Annotated in this window: 25 protein-coding genes; 3 read left to right on the top strand and 22 right to left on the bottom strand. The window is 63.3% G+C overall.

Going from position 1 to position 17,313, the window contains the following annotated elements; all coding sequences use genetic code 11:
• Positions 1-31: 31 nt before the first annotated feature.
• The 7 genes from J2Z75_RS16415 to J2Z75_RS16385 form a co-directional block, all read right to left on the bottom strand.
• Positions 32-718, bottom strand: coding sequence for a response regulator transcription factor (locus J2Z75_RS16415; RefSeq protein WP_209853825.1), 687 nt, complete (start codon positions 716-718; stop codon positions 32-34).
• A gap of 129 nt (positions 719-847) precedes the next feature.
• Positions 848-1,099: a hypothetical protein gene (locus tag J2Z75_RS16410; RefSeq protein WP_209853824.1), complete on the bottom strand. Its 252-nt coding sequence runs from the start codon at positions 1,097-1,099 to the stop codon at positions 848-850.
• 131 nt (positions 1,100-1,230) lie between these two features.
• Positions 1,231-1,437, bottom strand: coding sequence for a hypothetical protein (locus J2Z75_RS16405; protein ID WP_209853823.1), 207 nt, complete (start codon positions 1,435-1,437; stop codon positions 1,231-1,233).
• A gap of 47 nt (positions 1,438-1,484) precedes the next feature.
• Positions 1,485-5,324, bottom strand: coding sequence for a baseplate multidomain protein megatron (locus tag J2Z75_RS16400; RefSeq protein ID WP_209853822.1), 3,840 nt, complete (start codon positions 5,322-5,324; stop codon positions 1,485-1,487).
• Positions 5,325-5,329: 5 nt separating this feature from the next.
• Positions 5,330-5,746: an NlpC/P60 family protein gene (locus tag J2Z75_RS16395; RefSeq protein ID WP_327791263.1), complete on the bottom strand. Its 417-nt coding sequence runs from the start codon at positions 5,744-5,746 to the stop codon at positions 5,330-5,332.
• A 115-nt stretch (positions 5,747-5,861) separates the two neighbouring features.
• Positions 5,862-6,752, bottom strand: coding sequence for a DUF2163 domain-containing protein (locus tag J2Z75_RS16390; RefSeq protein WP_209853820.1), 891 nt, complete (start codon positions 6,750-6,752; stop codon positions 5,862-5,864).
• Positions 6,749-7,390: a DUF2460 domain-containing protein gene (locus J2Z75_RS16385; RefSeq protein WP_209853819.1), complete on the bottom strand. Its 642-nt coding sequence runs from the start codon at positions 7,388-7,390 to the stop codon at positions 6,749-6,751. Before J2Z75_RS16385 ends, J2Z75_RS16390 begins: the two co-directional genes overlap by 4 nt.
• A gap of 357 nt (positions 7,391-7,747) precedes the next feature.
• Between J2Z75_RS16385 and J2Z75_RS29525 the strand changes: the two genes are divergently transcribed.
• The 3 genes from J2Z75_RS29525 (at position 7,748) to J2Z75_RS16375 (ending at position 8,865) form a co-directional block, all read left to right on the top strand.
• A complete protein-coding gene (locus J2Z75_RS29525) occupies positions 7,748-7,873 on the top strand; it encodes a hypothetical protein (protein ID WP_268842080.1) in 126 nt (41 codons plus the stop codon).
• An 85-nt stretch (positions 7,874-7,958) separates the two neighbouring features.
• Complete coding sequence (locus J2Z75_RS16380; protein WP_209853818.1) at positions 7,959-8,366, top strand: DUF6924 domain-containing protein; 408 nt, start codon at positions 7,959-7,961, stop codon at positions 8,364-8,366.
• A 169-nt stretch (positions 8,367-8,535) separates the two neighbouring features.
• Positions 8,536-8,865 (top strand): hypothetical protein, encoded by a 330-nt coding sequence (locus tag J2Z75_RS16375; protein WP_209853817.1) that lies wholly within the window; start codon positions 8,536-8,538, stop codon positions 8,863-8,865.
• Positions 8,866-8,906: 41 nt separating this feature from the next.
• Here the strand turns inward: J2Z75_RS16375 and J2Z75_RS16370 are convergent, their stop codons facing one another.
• The 15 genes from J2Z75_RS16370 to J2Z75_RS16300 all read right to left on the bottom strand — a co-directional run bounded on the left by J2Z75_RS16370 (position 8,907) and on the right by J2Z75_RS16300 (position 17,282).
• Positions 8,907-9,482: a phage tail tape measure protein gene (locus J2Z75_RS16370; protein WP_209853816.1), complete on the bottom strand. Its 576-nt coding sequence runs from the start codon at positions 9,480-9,482 to the stop codon at positions 8,907-8,909.
• Positions 9,483-9,544: 62 nt separating this feature from the next.
• Positions 9,545-9,781 (bottom strand): rcc01693 family protein, encoded by a 237-nt coding sequence (locus tag J2Z75_RS16365; protein ID WP_209853815.1) that lies wholly within the window; start codon positions 9,779-9,781, stop codon positions 9,545-9,547.
• Complete coding sequence (locus J2Z75_RS16360; protein ID WP_209853814.1) at positions 9,778-10,134, bottom strand: gene transfer agent family protein; 357 nt, start codon at positions 10,132-10,134, stop codon at positions 9,778-9,780. Before J2Z75_RS16360 ends, J2Z75_RS16365 begins: the two co-directional genes overlap by 4 nt.
• 2 nt (positions 10,135-10,136) lie before the next feature.
• A complete protein-coding gene (locus J2Z75_RS16355) occupies positions 10,137-10,544 on the bottom strand; it encodes a phage major tail protein, TP901-1 family (RefSeq protein WP_209853813.1) in 408 nt (135 codons plus the stop codon).
• An 87-nt stretch (positions 10,545-10,631) separates the two neighbouring features.
• Complete coding sequence (locus tag J2Z75_RS16350) at positions 10,632-11,138, bottom strand: GNAT family N-acetyltransferase (protein ID WP_209853812.1); 507 nt, start codon at positions 11,136-11,138, stop codon at positions 10,632-10,634.
• 5 nt (positions 11,139-11,143) lie between these two features.
• Complete coding sequence (locus tag J2Z75_RS16345; protein ID WP_209853811.1) at positions 11,144-11,419, bottom strand: type II toxin-antitoxin system TacA family antitoxin; 276 nt, start codon at positions 11,417-11,419, stop codon at positions 11,144-11,146.
• Between the two features lie 101 nt (positions 11,420-11,520).
• Positions 11,521-11,919, bottom strand: coding sequence for a DUF3168 domain-containing protein (locus tag J2Z75_RS16340; protein ID WP_209853810.1), 399 nt, complete (start codon positions 11,917-11,919; stop codon positions 11,521-11,523).
• Positions 11,916-12,251 (bottom strand): phage head closure protein, encoded by a 336-nt coding sequence (locus J2Z75_RS16335; RefSeq protein ID WP_209853809.1) that lies wholly within the window; start codon positions 12,249-12,251, stop codon positions 11,916-11,918. The genes J2Z75_RS16340 and J2Z75_RS16335 overlap by 4 nt, the downstream gene beginning before the upstream one ends.
• Before the next feature lie 2 nt (positions 12,252-12,253).
• Complete coding sequence (locus J2Z75_RS16330) at positions 12,254-12,826, bottom strand: head-tail connector protein (protein WP_209853808.1); 573 nt, start codon at positions 12,824-12,826, stop codon at positions 12,254-12,256.
• Between the two features lie 135 nt (positions 12,827-12,961).
• Positions 12,962-14,230 carry a phage major capsid protein gene (locus tag J2Z75_RS16325; RefSeq protein ID WP_209853807.1) on the bottom strand — a complete coding sequence of 423 codons (1,269 nt, stop codon included), beginning with the start codon at positions 14,228-14,230 and terminating at the stop codon, positions 12,962-12,964.
• A 16-nt stretch (positions 14,231-14,246) separates the two neighbouring features.
• Entirely contained in the window at positions 14,247-14,804 is a 558-nt protein-coding gene (locus J2Z75_RS16320; RefSeq protein WP_209853806.1) for an HK97 family phage prohead protease, read from the bottom strand.
• Positions 14,805-14,938: 134 nt separating this feature from the next.
• Positions 14,939-15,265, bottom strand: coding sequence for a DUF6107 family protein (locus J2Z75_RS16315; protein WP_209853805.1), 327 nt, complete (start codon positions 15,263-15,265; stop codon positions 14,939-14,941).
• Positions 15,266-15,499: 234 nt separating this feature from the next.
• Positions 15,500-15,814 carry a type II toxin-antitoxin system RelE/ParE family toxin gene (locus tag J2Z75_RS16310; protein ID WP_209853804.1) on the bottom strand — a complete coding sequence of 105 codons (315 nt, stop codon included), beginning with the start codon at positions 15,812-15,814 and terminating at the stop codon, positions 15,500-15,502.
• On the bottom strand, positions 15,814-16,074 hold the full coding sequence (locus tag J2Z75_RS16305; RefSeq protein ID WP_209853803.1) for a CopG family ribbon-helix-helix protein: 261 nt from the start codon (positions 16,072-16,074) through the stop codon (positions 15,814-15,816). Before J2Z75_RS16305 ends, J2Z75_RS16310 begins: the two co-directional genes overlap by 1 nt.
• Before the next feature lie 56 nt (positions 16,075-16,130).
• Entirely contained in the window at positions 16,131-17,282 is a 1,152-nt protein-coding gene (locus tag J2Z75_RS16300; RefSeq protein ID WP_209853802.1) for a phage portal protein, read from the bottom strand.
• Positions 17,283-17,313 lie beyond the last annotated feature (31 nt).

Here is a 17,313-nt window from a genome sequence, read left to right as displayed (position 1 = left end):
TGAGCTCTCAACTTGATCATCTCGAGCCCGCTCAGGTTTTAGCGTCCTTGTTGACCATGCCCGGCGCCTGCATGCGATAGCCAAGGCCGCGCACGGTTTCGATCAGGTCATTGCCGATCTTCTTGCGAAGCCTGCCGACGAAAACCTCGATCGTGTTGGAATCGCGGTCGAAATCCTGATCGTACATATGCTCGACCAGTTCCGTGCGCGAGACCACCTGCCCCATGTGATGCATCAGATAAGACAGCAACCGGAACTCGTGCGAGGTCAGCTTCAGCGCGATCCCGTTGACCAGTGCCTTGGACCCCTTGGTGTCCAGCCGCACCGGGCCGCAGACGATCTCGGAACTGGCATGTCCGGCAGCGCGCCGGATCAGCGCGCGGATGCGCGCCAGCACTTCTTCGACATGGAACGGCTTGGTGACGTAGTCGTCCGCACCGGCATCGATGCCTGCGACCTTGTCGCTCCACCGGTCGCGGGCGGTGAGGATCAGCACCGGCATCGCCTTGCCGGCGCCGCGCCATTTTTCCAGCACGGTAATGCCGTCCATCTCCGGCAGGCCTATATCGAGGATCACGGCGTCATAGGGTTCGCCTTCGCCGAGGTAGTGGCCTTCCTCGCCGTCGAAGGCCTGGTCGACGACATATCCCGCTTCCTTCAGGGTGTCCGTCAGTTGACGGTTGAGGTTGACGTCGTCTTCGACCACCAGGATGCGCATGAACAGACTTTCTTCCCTTCCGCGCCGGGCATCCCTTCGGATTTTCCGTCGCGCTGCAAAACGAGATTTACTGCTTACCTTATTTCACACGGTTCGAGAACGTTTCAAGGCACGCATCCGGCGGCTCCGTTACATCGGCACCCGCATCGTCACCTTTTTCGGGCGGCCGCCATTGCCGGGGATCAGCACGGTGACGACGCATTGGCCGTCGTTGGTCGGTTGCGCGGAGAGGAGTTCGCCACCGGTCTTGGCCACGACCTCGGCGGCCGCCTGACCACAATCGCCGTCCACCTCGACAACCATCGATGGCACATCAATCGCCGGCGGCGCGAATCCGGAGAGACCCGCTGCAAGCGTTGCTATGATCAAGGGTGAGGACATGTACGCACTTTCGGCTTGAAAACACTATTGATGGCTTGGGAGGCATCGTTGCAAATTCAATAAACGATACAGTCTGAATGGCAAATGAATGTCCTGAAAACACCGCGTTTTGCACGGTCTTGAACAATATCCTAGCGCAATCGCGTGCGCGCCGAAATCCGGCCCCAGATGGCGACAAGTCCGCCCGCCGCCGCGGCAAGGGCGGTCAGCCCGTCCACAAGCCCGCTTTGGTCTTCGGGCGCGATGTCCAGTCCGAGAAGATTGCCACACGACGCCAGGATTGCAACCACGCCGCCCCAGACGGTCTTGGACATATACCAGTTCTTCAAATCGTTCATTTGACGCTCCTTTGAAAGTATCCGGGTGAAAGTGTCCGGGAGAATTCTTACAGGTCGAGCAACGCTTGCGCCGGCACGCCGAAGGCAACCTTCTGGCCTCGTTGCCGCACGCGAACCGACACGGCCGCCTGCGGCACACCGAAGTCCTCGATCTCCAGGGCGGCCGGATAGTCGAAAGTCGGCTCGGACACATCGACGGATCGCTTCACGGCCGCCCCGTCGAAAATGTCGACGCGATACCGCTCCTGCGCCTCGTCGAGTGCGATGTCGCCGTCAAGCCAGTGATCCGCGTCACGGCGGGCACAGCGGGTCCAGGTAATGCGGATGCCGCCGGTCTCGCGGCGGGCGCGCAGATGCACCGGCGCAACCGGCGTTTCCGCCCTCAAGCCGCCGGTAAAGGCGAAAGGCCCAGTGGGATTTGCCTGCTGCCCTCCCGCTTCCGCGATCCAGTTGATCTCACGCCCCGCCTCGTCGGCACTCAGGCCCAGCGGCTTGACGGCCGCGTTGAGCACGACAGCGGCCGCTCCCGCCGCAGCGCCCGCGAACATCGCGTCCGTCGTGCCATGAAGCCCGCGCAAAAGCTTCGAAAGCCGCCAGCGCCCGGCTGCGATTTCCTCCGCGACCCGGAACCCGATGATTTCCCACGCACCGTTTCCGGCAAGGATGGCAATGCGGTTCTGCCCGTTCAGCACCGACAATCGGCCTGCCGAAGACAACCCGCCGAAATGCAGATCGAGGGTGATTGCCCGCGAGGAATCGAACCTGCCTGTGACACCCGCGTCGAGTGCCTCCACCAGAACGCCCGTCTGGGCTGGCTGGTCGAGCCTCGCCCGCGCCTTATAGCCTTCCGCCGTCGCCGACGACGAAAGCGTCACCGCGCGCCAGGGCCGCGCGAACACGGCGCCGCGTGCAAAAGTGCTTGCCTCGCCCGCCTCGTATTGCGGCAGATCCATCAGGTGCACGATCGGCGAAAACCCGTCCGACGGCGTGCGCGGCGGATCGATCGAGCGCGATTGCCGGCCCGGCCCGCCGCCGCTTGATGGCACGAACGCCCGTGCCTCGACCGAGCGCACCGCACCATCCTCGATCCGGCTGACGATGAAATTGCCTGTGGGACCTTGGTCGAAGGCGACCACATCGCCCGGCTCGAACGCAAGCTCCGCCGGAGACAGCGAAAACCGGATGCTCCTGCGCGACACCTGGTGATCCCGCAGCGCATCCTCGACGGCGCTCGCAGCCGCACTATCATGCAGGCCACCGGGCACCGATAGCCGCAGGACCCGGTCATTGGCCGGCGAGACCCGGCGCGACCGTGCTGTGGTCCGTTCATAGGCGTTTTGCGGATCGACATGATCGAGAATGGCCTCGCTGCCGAAATCGCTGTCATGCCCCCGCGCCTCTTCAAACAGCGCCTGGTCGTCGAGGTCCGCCAACACCGAGACAATCTGAGGCGACGACGCCTGTTTCATTCGTGAGCGAAACCGCAGCGTGCCGCCGTCCTCGACCGCATCGACCTGCAACGCCGCCATCAGCGGCTCGAGCACATCACGCGCGGACGCCTGTTCCGACTGCACGTAGCCGCAGAGATCGCCGCTGACGAGGCTTGCATCGCCGGCGTCGAATCCATGGTCTGCAAGCACTGCCGCAATCACATCGGCGGCCGTCGATGCGCCGAGCCGCCCGTTTAGCCAATGCCCTGTCTGCCAGTTTGCTCCATCGGACCAGAGGCCGGTATTTTCCGGAAAGGCCGGCACCGGCCGCGCATCCCAGGTCCAGACGAACATATGGTCGGGATCGAGGCAGGCCGGCGCGTCCGGCCCCTGCCAGAATGCGTGCTGCGCCTCCAGGAACCGGCGTTGCATGGCATCGCAGCGCGCGCCGTTCGAGAAATACGGAACCGCCGTCTCCGACGATTTCGGATCGGTGAAGACATTCGGCTGGTTCGCCCCCTTGTCGATCGCCGGGCAGCCGAGCTCGGTGAACCAGATCGGCTTGGACGCCGGAACCCAGGCCGTCGGTAACGCCTGTTCGATGCCACCAATCCTGTTGTGGTGCGCCCGTCCCCACCAGTTGGCGATATCCTTGTAGCGATAGACCCAAGGCTTTCCCGCCAACCCATCGGTAATCGGACTGCGGATACGATCGCGCCGATCGGCCTCGCTGGCATAATACCAGTCATAGCCCTCACCGGCCGCAATCATCGCTCGCATCGCGTCCGCGTCCTCCGCCAGCCTGAAGCCGTCCGGATTGCCCTGCGAAAGATCGCCGTCGCGCCAGTCCGACAGCGGCATGTAGTTGTCGATCCCCACGGCATCGATCGCCGCCGACGCCCAGAGCGGATCGAGATTGTAGTGCACCTCGCCCGACCCATCCGGCGGGTGGTAGCCGAAATATTCGCTCCAGTCCGCCCCGTAGGTCAGCTTCGTGCCCGCACCGAGAATAGCCCTGACATCGGCCGCAAGCCCGATCAGCTGCTCGACAAACGGAAATGCGCCCGCCCCGTCGCGCAGCTGCGTCAACCCGCGCAACTCGGAGCCGATGATGAACCCATCGACCCCGCCCGCTGCTGCCGTCAATAGTGCGTAGTGAAGCACCAGCCGCCGATAGCCGTCGTCAGCCCCGGTCGACGCCACCGCCGTGCCGGAAACGACGAAATCCCCCGCATCAGCGGCCCCGCAAAACGCCGCCACTTGCGTGCGGGCAGCCGCTGTTCTGTCGGCACTCCCGGCCAATCCCGGCGCCGGATGCGCGGTGATCCTCCCGCGCCAGGGATAGGCCGGCTGCCCCGTCCCGCCATAGGGGTTCGGCAGCGTATTGCCGGCGGGGATGTCCATCATCACGAACGGATAGAGATAGACCTTCAGCCCGCGCGCCTTCAGATCGGCGATCGCCGCCACCACGCCCGCATCGCTCGGGGTGCCGCCATAGGCCGGACCGCCGCCGTTGCGGCTGACCAGCATCGCCTCGCTACGCGACAGGCCCGACACCGACCACGCCCGGCTTTCGCCGTCGCGCACTGCCGTCTCGACACCCGGCACGATCCGGCAATGACCGGCGCGAAGATCCGTTCCGAACCAGGAAACGACCAGCGCCACCCGCTCAAGATTGGGGCAAAGCGCCTGCAACTCGTCGATCGAAGCCTGCCAGTCTGAGCCGGCGTGAAAGACATTGCGATTGATCAACCGGCTCGCACCCGCCCCGGTCTCCTCCCGGACCACCGCCGGGTCGTAACCGTGCTCGCTCGAGCCCGGAATGATCGTCACCGCCCGGATCGCCTTTTCCAGCTGGCCCAGCGGCCGCAACACCTCGAACTGGATCACCGGAATGCGGTTACCATAGCCATCCAGCGGAAAGCGCTCGAACACCGCGTAAGCCAGCCCGCGATAGGCCGGCGTCTTTCCGGCCCCCTGCTTGGCCTCGATCAGCGGATCGGGCAGCTGATCGCCAGTCCCGCGATAAAGCCGCATCTCGATCCCGGTCAGGTCGACCTCGCGCCCGTCCGCCCAGACCCGCCGCACGCCGGCGATCTCGCCCTCGCAGATCCCCAACGCAAAATTGGCGTAATAGCGAAACGTCTCCACCCGCGGCCCGCTTGCCTTGCCACCCTGCCGCTCGACGCGCACTTCTTCCTCGAACCGCGTCGCCCAGATCAGCGTGCCGCCGATCCGGACCGTGCCATAGGCCCGCGTGATCGCCGTACCGTCCTCCGCCCCCGGTATGCGCGCATCGCCAAGCCGCGCGCCCGATATCGTCGTGCTGCCGTTGATGATGGCGCGGTCGATGGCCGATCCCGCCAGCGCACCCGCCGCGCGCCCGAGCGCCGCGCCGACCGGGCCGAAAACGCTGCCAAGGGCCGCGCCCGCCGCCTGCAGAAGAATGGTTGCCATTGATGTCAGACCTTTTCAGGAAAGCGAAAGACCCCGGCGATCCGGCGTCGCCAGGACGGCACCAGCGCCGACGAGATCACCGCCGCCTGCTCATAGGCGTGGATGAACCGGTCACCGGCACACAGAATTCCAGCATGCTTGGCCGGCAAATCCGGCCGCCAGCAAAACAGCAGCAGATCGCCCGGCCGCATCTCCGCCACGGGCAACTCCACCCCGAAATGCCGCCGCGCCGCATCGCGCAGCCGGTCCTCGCCGCTGCGTTCCGCCCAGTCCGGCTGATAGGCCGGCGGCAGTTCCGGTTCAGTGCCATAGATTTCGCGCCAGACGCCGCGCACCAGCCCCAGGCAATCGCAGCCTACACCCTTCAGGCTCGCCTGATGCCGGTACGGCGTGCCGATCCAGCCCTGCGCTGCCGCGACAATCTGCTCGGCGGCCCGGCTCGCTCCCTCTTCTCCCCAGCGGGGAGAAGGTGGCCCGCAGGGCCGGATGAGGGGGCCCGCAACCTCAGAGCCAGCGAATCGGCTCTCCACGCAACCCTTACTCATACAGCGGCCGCCCGTCATGCACCGTATCGCCATCGGCGTAACCGAAGGCAAAGTCCGTTCCAGGCATATGCGGAAACCCCTGAAAATTCAGCCGGTTGGAAAACTTTTCACCACAAGAGCCAAAACTCTTGTCGCAGCCAGCGGTCACCGTGAACGCATCGCCCACGGCCAGCGGCAAAGGCGGCGGCAGCCAGAGCGACAGCGTCACCGCAGCGCCCTCCCTGCGGTGATCCTCGACATCGCAGACATGCCCGGCATTTGCGCCACTCGTGAACGTGAAGACGCCGTATCGATAGAACCCCGCCGCTGCGTCACCAAGCCCCGAGACGATGACCCGCGTCTCCTCCAGAACCGCAGCAACCGTACCGTTGCCGCGATAGGCCGGGTTGCCCAGATTGACCTTGCACCGCCCGTCTCCCAGCACCGCGTCGCAGCGCCGCCCGTAAATCCGCCCCTGCACCTGCTCCAGCCGGTGCGTCAGCCGCCGCAGTTCGGCGCGAAACGCCCCGCCCGCGCGCACGACATCGCCGATCTCCTGCACCCGCAGCAGGATGCGCTCGTCGGTCGCCTGCCAGTTGACCTGGAACACCTCGACCTTGGCGCCATCGTAGCGTCCGGCAAGCACATCCGCCTCGCTGATCGCAGCGCTCGAAAACCCGCCGGACACTTCCCCCGCCTCGACGGAAAGCCCGCTCGCAGCCTCGCTATCGGCCGCCTGGAAACCGCTGGCGGCCCAAAAATCCGTCCCGTCGAACCGCAGATCATAGTCATGCTCGGTAAAGCCGAGCACCACCCCATCCCGCCGCGTCACCCGCCAGCAATGGCACATCGTCGTGACGTCGCCTGCAAGATGCGCGGCCAGCGCTGCCGGAATCGTTCTCATGGCTTGATCTCCACCAGAGGAATGGACGGAATGCGCCCGGCCTGAAACTGCGCCAGATCGACGTCGATCCGGTCGGTATCGAAGCGCACCGGCACATCGAATTCGTAACCCGCCCGCACCACCGCGCCGCCTGCCGGAATTTTCGATGGCACGAAGGTCACGCGCCCTGCCGCCGCATCCAGCACAAAATCCGCCGGTGCAACGGCCACGCCAGCGACCGAAACCACCACCGTACCGGCAACCGGCTTGGCGATCTCGCGAACAGTCGCCCCGCCCGCATCGCCATAGGTCTTGGCAAGCTGGAACGCAGCCGTCACCCCATCCCCCGTCCCGATCACCTGATCGCTGGCACCGACAGTCCCGCCCGGCGCGCAGGACCTGAAATCCAGCGGATCGCGAAACCGGAACCCATAGAGCTGCCCTGCCCGCGCCTCGAAGAAGGCAAGCACGGCATAGAGATCGCCGATCGACTTGATCCCCGATCCCGCATCATAGTGCCGCCGCGCATCGCGCCAGCGCCGGTTGCGATTTTCCCGCCCGTTCGAAAGGCTGACAATATCCGTCCGCCTGACCGGCCCGCCGCTCGTGCCAAGCGCAAGGCGCAGCGGAAACCGGACTTCGTGGAAGCCTGTTGACATGATGTTTTTCCGTGTGTGTGGAATCGGTTGGCGGGGAGTGTTCAGGGATTGCTGCAAGGGCGGCAGTGGGGCGCCTCATCCGGCCTGTCGGGCACCCCACAAGCGGAGCAGCAGGGCGAACGGCAGGCCCCGTCGCCCATGCCTCCGCCCGAGGGGCTCCGGCAATCTCAATCGCCCCCTCTCCCTCTCTGCGGGCGCGGGGGTGGCGGTTACGCCGTGCGATATGAGGGTAGTGCTGTTCTGTTGCCTTAGCTTCGCGTAGATGTGTGATGCAGCCCCTGAAGCTTTTTGAAAAGAAGACCAGCCATGACATTTGACGAATTGCCGGATTGGACCTTCACAGTCGAGGAGGTGTCGATGAGTGTTTATAAAGTCATCGGTACAGACCCTTTGGGAAGGAGTATCGAAAGAACCGGCTATGATCTCAACGAACTGATCGAGGAAGCCAAGAGCGCGGCGGGAACGGTTGCGAATGCACAGTAGGTCTTGGGGTGTGGGGCCGCTATGCGGATTTGCCATCATTATACTCCCCCGGTTTAAATTTGGGTCCCGAGGATTGGAGGCTAGTATGAAATTCCCGCAGAACGATCGCACACCGCTAATCAGGACGGATTTCGTGAATGACGAAGCGTGGCGGCGTGTTGTTGATGCAGCCTCTGCTGCATCAACAGATGGCTTTCGCGCAAAACTGTATGTTCTGGATGATCGCTCCTTTAGCAACGCCGATCCCGCTGCGCTCGCCGAAGCAGCGAATACGAGTAGCGACCACGTTTTGCTAATCATTGCCGATAGCAGCACGATGAACAACGCCGAAATGCCATTACTCTGTGTGGATACTATTCCACCAGGTGGGCAATTCAGAGTAATACCAGAGCATCTTTGGGGCGTAGAGAACAATGTGTCACTCGCCAACATGGACTTCTCTGAATTTGCCGCTGCGCTAGATCGCGATGGTGTGTTCAGGGGGTTCAAATAGACGATTTTAAAGAATGCCCCAGCGCGGCTTTGATCTGCAGGCGATGGGTCGGATGGCAGTGCCGCTTCGCCTGATGGCCGCCTCGACACTTGCCGCACGTCATGCTTGGTAGGTGACATGAATAACGTTGACGGGTGCAATGATCCGACACAAACACATGGGGGAACAGTTGACCTCGGATCCAGATAAAACAGAACAAGTCAACACCAAACTGATCCACATCACTCCAGGCGCTCGCAAATTCATACGTGAAGCAACAGCAGGGTTTATGAAGTTGAGACAGTCAGGTGCGGAATTGGCGCGATGCGTTCGTGAAGCGGAAAGTGCCGCGCCCGACGAGACGTATCGAAAGCTCTTTCTGAGCTTGGTAATGCTGGCTTATGAACACCCAATCTACGGCAATGACGATTTGAGAGAGCTTGCCGTAAAAAAATTCTCTGAAATGGCCGCGTCTGTATTCTTAGAGGTTGATGATCCCAAACGGCAAGGCGTCCATTGATCCTAATGTGGGGGTGTTGCAGAGAAGAGCGTACACCAGTCTCACATCCCCCGCCGCCCACGCCCCACCGTCCGCGTCAGCATCGCCGCAATCTGCCCCTCCGATTTGCGAAAGCTCTGCGCATCCGGCGCCGTCACGTTGAAGACGACGTTCATCGCCCCACCACCGGATGAGGCGACGCCCAGCACGCCATCGGCCCCGCGCTTCAGCGGCAGGATCGCCTCCGACCCCGCCTCGCCCATCAGGCCGGTCTGCCCGTCCATCGGAAAATAGGTCGGCGCGGAAACCACGCCGCCGGCGGCAAAGGGCGTGACCCGGCCCGGCACCCCGCCATCGGCAAAGGCCGTCGCGCCGCCAAGGCTGCCGGCCAGTCCCGAGATCGCCGAGCTGAGCAGCCCCTCCAGCGGCTTCAGTCCCGCCGAAAGCGCGATCTCCGTCAGCCGCAGACCGGCGCTGCGCAACACATCCTCCAGCCCCTTGCCGCCGCGCGTCGCCGAAGCCAGCGCCCCGGTCAAAGCCGAGCCGAACGAGCGCGAGCGCCGCTCCAGATCGTCGAGCACCTCTTTCAAAGCGCCCGCCTCCTCGGCAGTCGCCGCAAAATCCGTTTCGTCGGTCATGATGCCTCTCCTCCTGGGGCAATGGCGGCCTTCGATTCCGCATCGATCAGCACTCCCACTGCCTACTGCCTACTGCCTATCTCTCCATCCGGAAACGCCCCCATCAGCGCCTCCAGCCCCGTCCGGTCCGGCACGGCGTTCCGTGGCCGCAACCCGCCTATCGCCGCCTGCATCTCGCGCGGCGTCATCGCCCAGAAATCCCGTGCTGGAAGCCGCAGCAGGCAAAGCCCGGCATGCATCGCCGGTCCCCAGGGAAACGGCGACGGCAGACCGTCGCTGTCGCCCGCTGCGGCCTTCAAGGGTTTGACCCTTCCTCCGCGCTGCCGAAGGTCGCGGCCAAAAGTTCGCCGGTCAGCCGCGCCAGGCCGGCAATGCCGCCGTCGACGCTCATATCCGCGACATCCTCGTCGGAGACCAGATTGCCGCCGCCGCGCAGGCCGGCGCTGAGGATGCGGATCATATCCTCCGCCTTCAGCCGCCCGGTCGAAAAACGGGCGGCCAACTCCATCAGATTGTCGGCCGCAAAGGCCGTCTCCAGCTCGGCAAGACTGCCGAGCGTCAGGCAGAGAATGCGCCGCTCGCCGGAGATTACCGCCTCCACCTCGCCGCGATGCCGGTTCGCCCGGCCTGTGGTCACATTGTGCCGCGCCATGGTCACAGCGCCGCAAAGGTCAGGGCACCGGCCGATTCCAGTGCCGTTTCGAACAGGATCTCGCCATTGTACTGGCCGGAATATTCCAGCGCCGTCAGCTGGAAGGCACCGGTCAGCGTGCCGAAATCGGGAATGACGATCTGCCAGTTGAGGATCGATCCGTTGAAGAAGGCTGAACGCACCAGCGCGTCCGAACTCTGGTCCTTGAAGATGCCGGCGCCCGAGACCGAGGCCCGCTGCACGCCGGCCCCGCCCAGAAGCTCCCGCCAGCGCCCCGCCGATTCCGCATCGGTCGCGTCCACCGTCTCGGCGTTGAACGCCAGCCGCTTGGAGCGAAGCCCCGCCACCGTTACGTAGGAGCCGCCATTGTCGATCTTCAAAAGAAGATCCTTGCCCTTCTGCGCCACCATGTTTCTGTCCTTTCCGAAACGAAAAAGGCGCCCCCAAGGGACGCCAATGTTACGACTGTCGATGTCAATGCCTGTTTCCGGGCCTGTTCAGGTGCTTGCGGGGAGCGACGCTTCGATATCCTGAATCGGCAAAAGCAATGTCCGCTCCAGCCCCTTGGCGGCACAAAATCCGTGCTTCAGATAAAATCGCTCCGCCTCGTCATCGATCGCATGCACAACGACGGCCCGGAACGCGACCGATTGTGATGTCGATGCCACCATCAACAGGGCATTTTTCAGCAGAGCCTTACCGATACCCCGCCCCTGATGCGACCGGGATACGGCTAGCCGGGCCAGCAAAGCCAAAGGAATTTCCTTTGGAGAGGGATGCCCCTTCATCCGGCGCGGCATATGATCCCGGCTCATCATGCCGGCGCAGAGGGAATAATATCCGACAACCTTTTGATCCGTATCAGCAATGACGAATGTTCGCGTATATCCGTGCTGCTGGTTATAGAGCGCTACCTCTTTCAAGAATCCGTCCAACATCGGTTTACCGCTATCGAATTCGTCGATGCGATGATCGCTGCTCAGCAGCGCCGGTTTTCTCAACATCCGCCTCAGTCAGCCCAGTCGAGGTCTGTCTTGAACAGCTCGACAAGTTCAGGGCGAACCCGGCCTGGCTGCGATAACACAGTTTCAACCGCATCGAACACAGAGGCATCGACGCCCAGAAACTGTTGTTCGAGCAGATCTTTCTGCGCTGACTGATACGCTGCCTCAGTCATAAACGCCGTCAGGGATTTCCCGCGAATTTTCGCTGCGCGGGTAATGACGTCGCGTGTGTTTGCGTCCATGCGCAAATTGACAATTTCGTTTTTTCTGACAGTCGTCATGCAGTCGCTCCCGCCCGATCCAGCTATCAGAAAATACGCTTCTGTGTATTCATTGTAAATACATCGCTATCGACTAGCGGACAGCAAAACAGCAGGCAGTTTTACTCCGTCACCGCCCGAAACACCATGTCCGCCACATGCCCCTTGGCCTTGGCATCCCGCCCGATCCGGGTGCGCCGGTGAAACAGGCTGACCAGCACAAAGCCATCAAGCTCGAGATCGGCGTCATCCAGCAAAGCCCGCACACGTGCTGCAATCCCCTGCGCCAGCCGGTTGCCGCCCTCTCCGGCAAAGACCTCCAGCGTCAGCAGATGCTCCTCACCCGCCTCGCTCGCGGTTGATGCATCAAGGCTCTCGATAGCCGCGATGAAGATGCAGGGCCGGTGCGATCGCGTCTGCGCATGGTCATGAATCCCGTCGGCCCCGACCATCGCCGTCAGCGCCGCATCGCCGGACAGTGTTGAAAAGATCGCCTTCTGCAAGGCGCTGGCAGCACTCATCGCCCTTCCTCCACGCACCGGCAAACGACATAGCGCCTTGTCTCGTCCGGATCGTAAAAAGCCCGAACCGTAAAGATCCGGCCACCCTTGCGAAACCGCATGCCGGCTTCCAGGTCCGCGCGAAAGCGGATCCAGATGCGATGCGTCACGGTGAACACCGCCTCATCCGCCCGCTCCTCCTCGGCCATGGCAACAGGCTCGATCCGCGCCCAGAGCGATGCGACGGTTATAAAACCCTGGACGATACCGCCCTGGCCGTCGCCGACATCGCTGCGCATTTCCAGGTCCAGCCGCGCCGACATCTGCCCGGGATCGAGAGCGATCGCGCTCATGATCAAAGCCCCCGCCGGCAAAACGGCGCGATCAGCCGGTCATATCCGGCCGGCACCGCCGCCGGCTGGCTGTCGGGCGGCACCGCGCCGCGGAATTCGTAGAGTAGCGCCAGATGCAATAGCATCGCCCGTTTCAGCGTGTCCGGCACATCGGCGCCGGTCGCCCCGAAGCCGGCGGAAAAATCGATCTCGATGCCGTTGATCGCCTGCCCCGGCCCCGGCTGCCGCGGCAGGACGAGACGCGCTGGCCGTGCCTGCCCGTCCAGCACGAAACCACTCGCATCGACATCAACCGCAATGCCACCGGTATCATAAACCGTAACCGCTTCAATCGTTTGCACCGGACCTCTGGCAATCTGAATCACGCGCGACAAAGGCCAGTCGTCGAGATAGAGACGAAACGTCCGGGTCAGAAGCGCCAGCCCCGTTTCGCTCTCTATGTGCTCGCGCACGGCCCGGATCAGCGATGCGATCAGATCGTCCTCGCTGCTGCTGCCGTCGATGCGCAGATGCGCCTTCGTTTCAGCAAGCGTCAGCGGCTCGCCGAGGGGCGATGCCAGTTCGGTGATGGTCATGAAAATCTCCGTCGAAGGACAGGAAAATGAGCGGACGCAGCGGGAGGGGAGCTGCGTCCGCCCTCGCGCGCAGCGGCAGGGAAGACCGCCGGCGCGAATGGTCGTACCCCTTGAGAAAGGGCTGCCTTACGCTTTTCAAGATGCCGCGAATTTGACCAGCTTGATAGCCTCGAAATTTTGCACTCCGCCGCCGACACGCTTGGTCGTGTAGAACAGCACATAGGGCTTTGCCGAATAGGGATCGCGCAGCACCCGGACGCCGGTGCGGTCGACGACGAGATAGCCGGCGGCGAAATTGCCGAAGGCGATTGCCATGCTGCTCGCGGCGATATCCGGCATGTCCTCGGCTTCGGCGATCGGGAAACCCATCAGCGAGGCCTGCTGGCCGGCGGTGGCCGGCGGATGCCAGAGGTAATTGCCGTCGGCATCCTTGAACTTCCGGATCTCGGCCTGGACCTTGCGGTTCATCACGAAGGACGCATTCTGTCGGTGCCCGGCCTTCAGCGCATAGATCGTGTCGATCAGCGTGTCGGACGGGCCGCTCGCCTTGAAGGCGCCGGCAGCCCCCGTGGCGATGTAACCGATATTGCCCCAGCTCCAGGCGCTTTCGGCCACGTTTGTGTAGCTCAAGAACCCCTTCGGCTTGTTGGTGCCGTCGCCGGTGATAAAGGCCGTGCCCTCCTGCTCGCCAAAGGCGATGTCGACCTCGGAGGCGATCCAGTTCTCGATATCGACGGCCGCGTCGTCGAGCAGGGCAGCCGTTGCCGCCGGCATGGCGTAGAGTTCCATGGTCGGAAAGGACAGTTCGGCCAGCTGCGGTGTCGTGGTCTGCGGCCGGGCCGCCGTTTCCGCCACCCAGCCGGTCGCCATGCCGGCCAGCGCGAAGGGCTTTTTCAGCACCGCGCCGGACACCTGCCGCACCGTCGCCATCGAGCGGATCGGCGAGACCACCGAAAGCCTGCGGCCGATCTCCGTGTCCGTCTCGTTCGGCACCAGGTAGCCGCCGTCGCTGGCCGAGCCGATCGAAAACGCCTTGGCCTCCAGCTCGCGCAGCGCCTGCTCGTCGCCCTTGCGGATGTAGCTTTCGAACGCCGCCTTGTGCTCCACCGCCTCGAGGCTGGTCTCGCCGCTTCGCCCCAGCGCCGGCCGCGCCTTCTTCAGCGCCATCTGGTCGATCAGCCGCTTCTGCTCGTCCATGGTGCGCGAGATGCGGTCCATCTTGTCGCGGGTGACGACATCGGCCGTCAGCTTGCTTTCAAGCTCGCCCAGGCGTCGGTCGTTGGTTTCCTTGAATGCCTCGAAGGCGCCCATGAAATCCTCGAAGGCGGCGGTCATCGTCTCCGGGGCCGTCTTGATTTCAGGGGCAACCTTGATTTCCGGTGCCACACTGCTCGTCTCTGTCATCGCTTTGTCCTTCTTGTCAGAGCTTCATCATCCGGGCCGCCCGCCGCATGGCGCGCACGAGCTCCGTTTCCGTGTCGCGGAAGAACCGCGCATTCTTGACGTTCGAAACCCGGGCCGATGGCAGCATCGGAAAGGTCACGATCGATATTTCCCAGAGATCGGCTTCAAGGATGCGGCGCACGCCGGTCTTGCCGTCGGTCTTGGCCTTGACGGTCTGGAAGCCGATCGAAAGTCCGTCGAGCGCGCCCGCCTTCATCAGCATGTGCACTTCCTTGGCCCGCGCCACGCCGGGCGACAGCAGCCCCTCGACGTAAAGTCCACGCGCGTCCTCGCGGATGGTCTTCCAGGCCCCCAGCGGCTCGCCCGGATCGTGCTGGAACAGCATGCGCACGCCAGCGGCGCCGCGCCGGGCCAGAGACTGAGCAAAGGCGCCGGGCGCGATCGCGTCCTTGCCGAGATCGACCTCGCCGAAGACACTGGCATAGCCGGAAAAACGCCCCTCGCCGGTCACCCCGGACAGCGTCAGATTGGCAAACTTCTTCGTTCGCCAGACAGGCAAGCTGTCGGTCGTCATGGGATATCTCCGAAATTTGAGAGGTGTTAGGCAGTAGGCAGTAGGCAGTAGGCAGTAGGCAGTAGGCAGTAGGCAGTAGGCAGTAGAAAAACGTCGGCCTGAAACTGAGGGTGACGCAACAGCGCACCGTCAGCCTATTGGCTATTGCCTTTGTTCCGCCCGTACCGTTCCGCCACGCGCGCCGCCGCGCCCAGCACCCACCAGGCCGAAAGACTGGCGGCCGCCGATCCGGTCAGCATCACCTCGGTTCCCGACAGGCTGCCGCCGATGCCGAGCCTGGCGACGATCCAGAGACCCGTCGGGCCGCCGAAGATCAGACCGCAGATCAGGCCGGTGAAGAAGCGGGAACCCGCCTCGCGCTTGCCCCTGGGCAGCATGTAGACCAGCGATACGGCAGCACCTGCCGCCGATCCGATACCCTTGGCAGCCCAAAGGCCGGGGTCATTGCCAAAATCAGCCATTTGTTAAGCCCTTGATGCTATTGTTGGAATTGCACAAGCATCCCGCAGCCGTCGTCATCGGCCGCAAGGTGAGGCACGGCCTGACGTTGCGTCAGGCGGGATAATTCTGTGAATCTTTTGAATCGGTTGCGTCTGAATCCTGCTGCGTTGATTCAACAGCTTCAGATATTGATTCAACGCCGCGCGCATCCGTTGTCACGTTGTGCGGCCAAGCCGTTGAAAATCCTGCGTTCGTTACGTTTCGAACGTGTCGGGAAGCGCATCATCCTGATCTGGAACACGGGGGCTTTGCCGGCCGTGCCGAATGGCGAGGACAACGATCCCGCCGCCGGTCTCGATATAGTCGATAATGTAGGGTGCGGACACATAACGCCGCACACTTGGCAGCATCGGAACGCTCTGCCCGGCCTGAGGATATTCTGCGATGATCTCTGCGGCCTTCCTGATCTGCCGGGCCGTTGCCCGCGCCGCCCTCCTGTCGAAACGGGCCAGATAAGCCTGCTCCGATCTGAGATAGGCCAAAGCCCGGTCGGAAAAGCGAACCTTCATCAGGCAGCGTCGTCTTCAGCAAGCCGGTCGAGTTCGCTCAGAACAGCATCCAGATCGTGCAGCCTGCCATCTCTGGCATCCTGCAGCCCTTGCTCAATCTCCAGAATGTCTGCGCCTTCGTTGAGAAGATAATACCGCATCGCCCGAACCATCACCCAACTGCGGGATCGTTCCGCCGTCTTGGCAATGGCCTCGATAGCAGCCAGCACATCCACCGGAACACGCAGCGCGATCGGATCGGAGAGAACAGGTTTGGCCATCATCACATCCTTTTGTTATACGCCGTATAACAAAATACCAGCAACGGCCCGGTCCCTCAATAGCCCACCGCCTGCCGCTTCTCCTCGTCGGTGAGGAAATCCGCCTCCTTCATCCGCGCCCAGACCTCGCTGCGTTCGCCGGTCAGCCCGATGACCTGATCGAGATCCGGCACCAGCTTCAGCGTCTCGCCGAACCGCCCCGACAGCCAACCGGACAGTGCGGCGGCGGTGCGAAAGAGCATCGGCAGAACGGTCAGGCGGTAGAAGGCTCGGTTGGCCTCCTGGTAGTTGGCATAGGTGTTGTCGCCGGGAATGCCGATCAGCATCGGCGGCACGCCGAAGGCGAGCGCGATGTCGCGCGCAGCACCGTTCTTTGCCTCGACGAAATCCATGTCCTTGGGCGAAAGCCCCATTGCCTTCCAGTCGAGCCCGCCTTCGAGCAGCAGCGGACGCCCTGCCCGCATCGGCCCGGAATAGCCCTCGTCCAGCTCCGTCTTGAGCCGGTCGTACTGGTCGGCCGAAAGATTGCCGCCCTCCTTCGGCTGATAGACGAGCGCGCCGGAGGGCCGGGCCGAATTGTCGAGCAGCGCCTTGTTCCAGGTCGCTGCCGCATTGGAGAGATCGAGCGCCATCTGCGCTGCCGCCAGCGGCGGAAAGCCGAGATGGTCGTCGAGCGGATGAAACAGCCGCAGATGCAAGAGCCCCTCCTCGCCCGCCGTAATCCGCCGCACCAGGCTGCCAACCCGGTATTCATAAGCCTCCGGCCAGCCGTCCCGCCCTTCGAGGATGCGGATACGGTCCGGCCGCAACAGATGCAGTTCCCGCACCTCGCCGCCGATCTCAGCCGCATCGACATAGGCATTGCCCGAGAGCAGCAGATGACCATAGAGCGTCTCCAGGAAATCGATGCCCGCCATGCGCCCGTTCGGCCGCGAAAGCAACGTCAAGACCGGATGCTCGCTGCGCTCCTCCGTCCCCTCATAGACCAGCAGCGGCACGCTTGCCGCGGCTTCCGAAATCAGCCTCACCGCCCGGTGCGCCACCGGGTTGCGCATGAATCCCTCGCGCGCCAGTGCCGAATAGGACCGGCCGGTCCAGTGCGCCCGGCCCTCGTGCGCAATCGCGATGAAACCGGAGGCCGCCTTGGTTTCGCGCACAGCGTCGCTCTCCGCCGGGCGCCGCCACGGCAGACGAAATGGATTTTTCATCAGATCACGTCCCTTGATTGTCTGCGGTCAG

It is taken from the genome of Rhizobium herbae (assembly GCF_017873135.1).
Classification (GTDB): domain Bacteria; phylum Pseudomonadota; class Alphaproteobacteria; order Rhizobiales; family Rhizobiaceae; genus Pararhizobium; species Pararhizobium herbae.
Note: the sequence above shows the minus strand (reverse complement) of the source record. Positions and strands in the feature narration are given on the sequence as shown.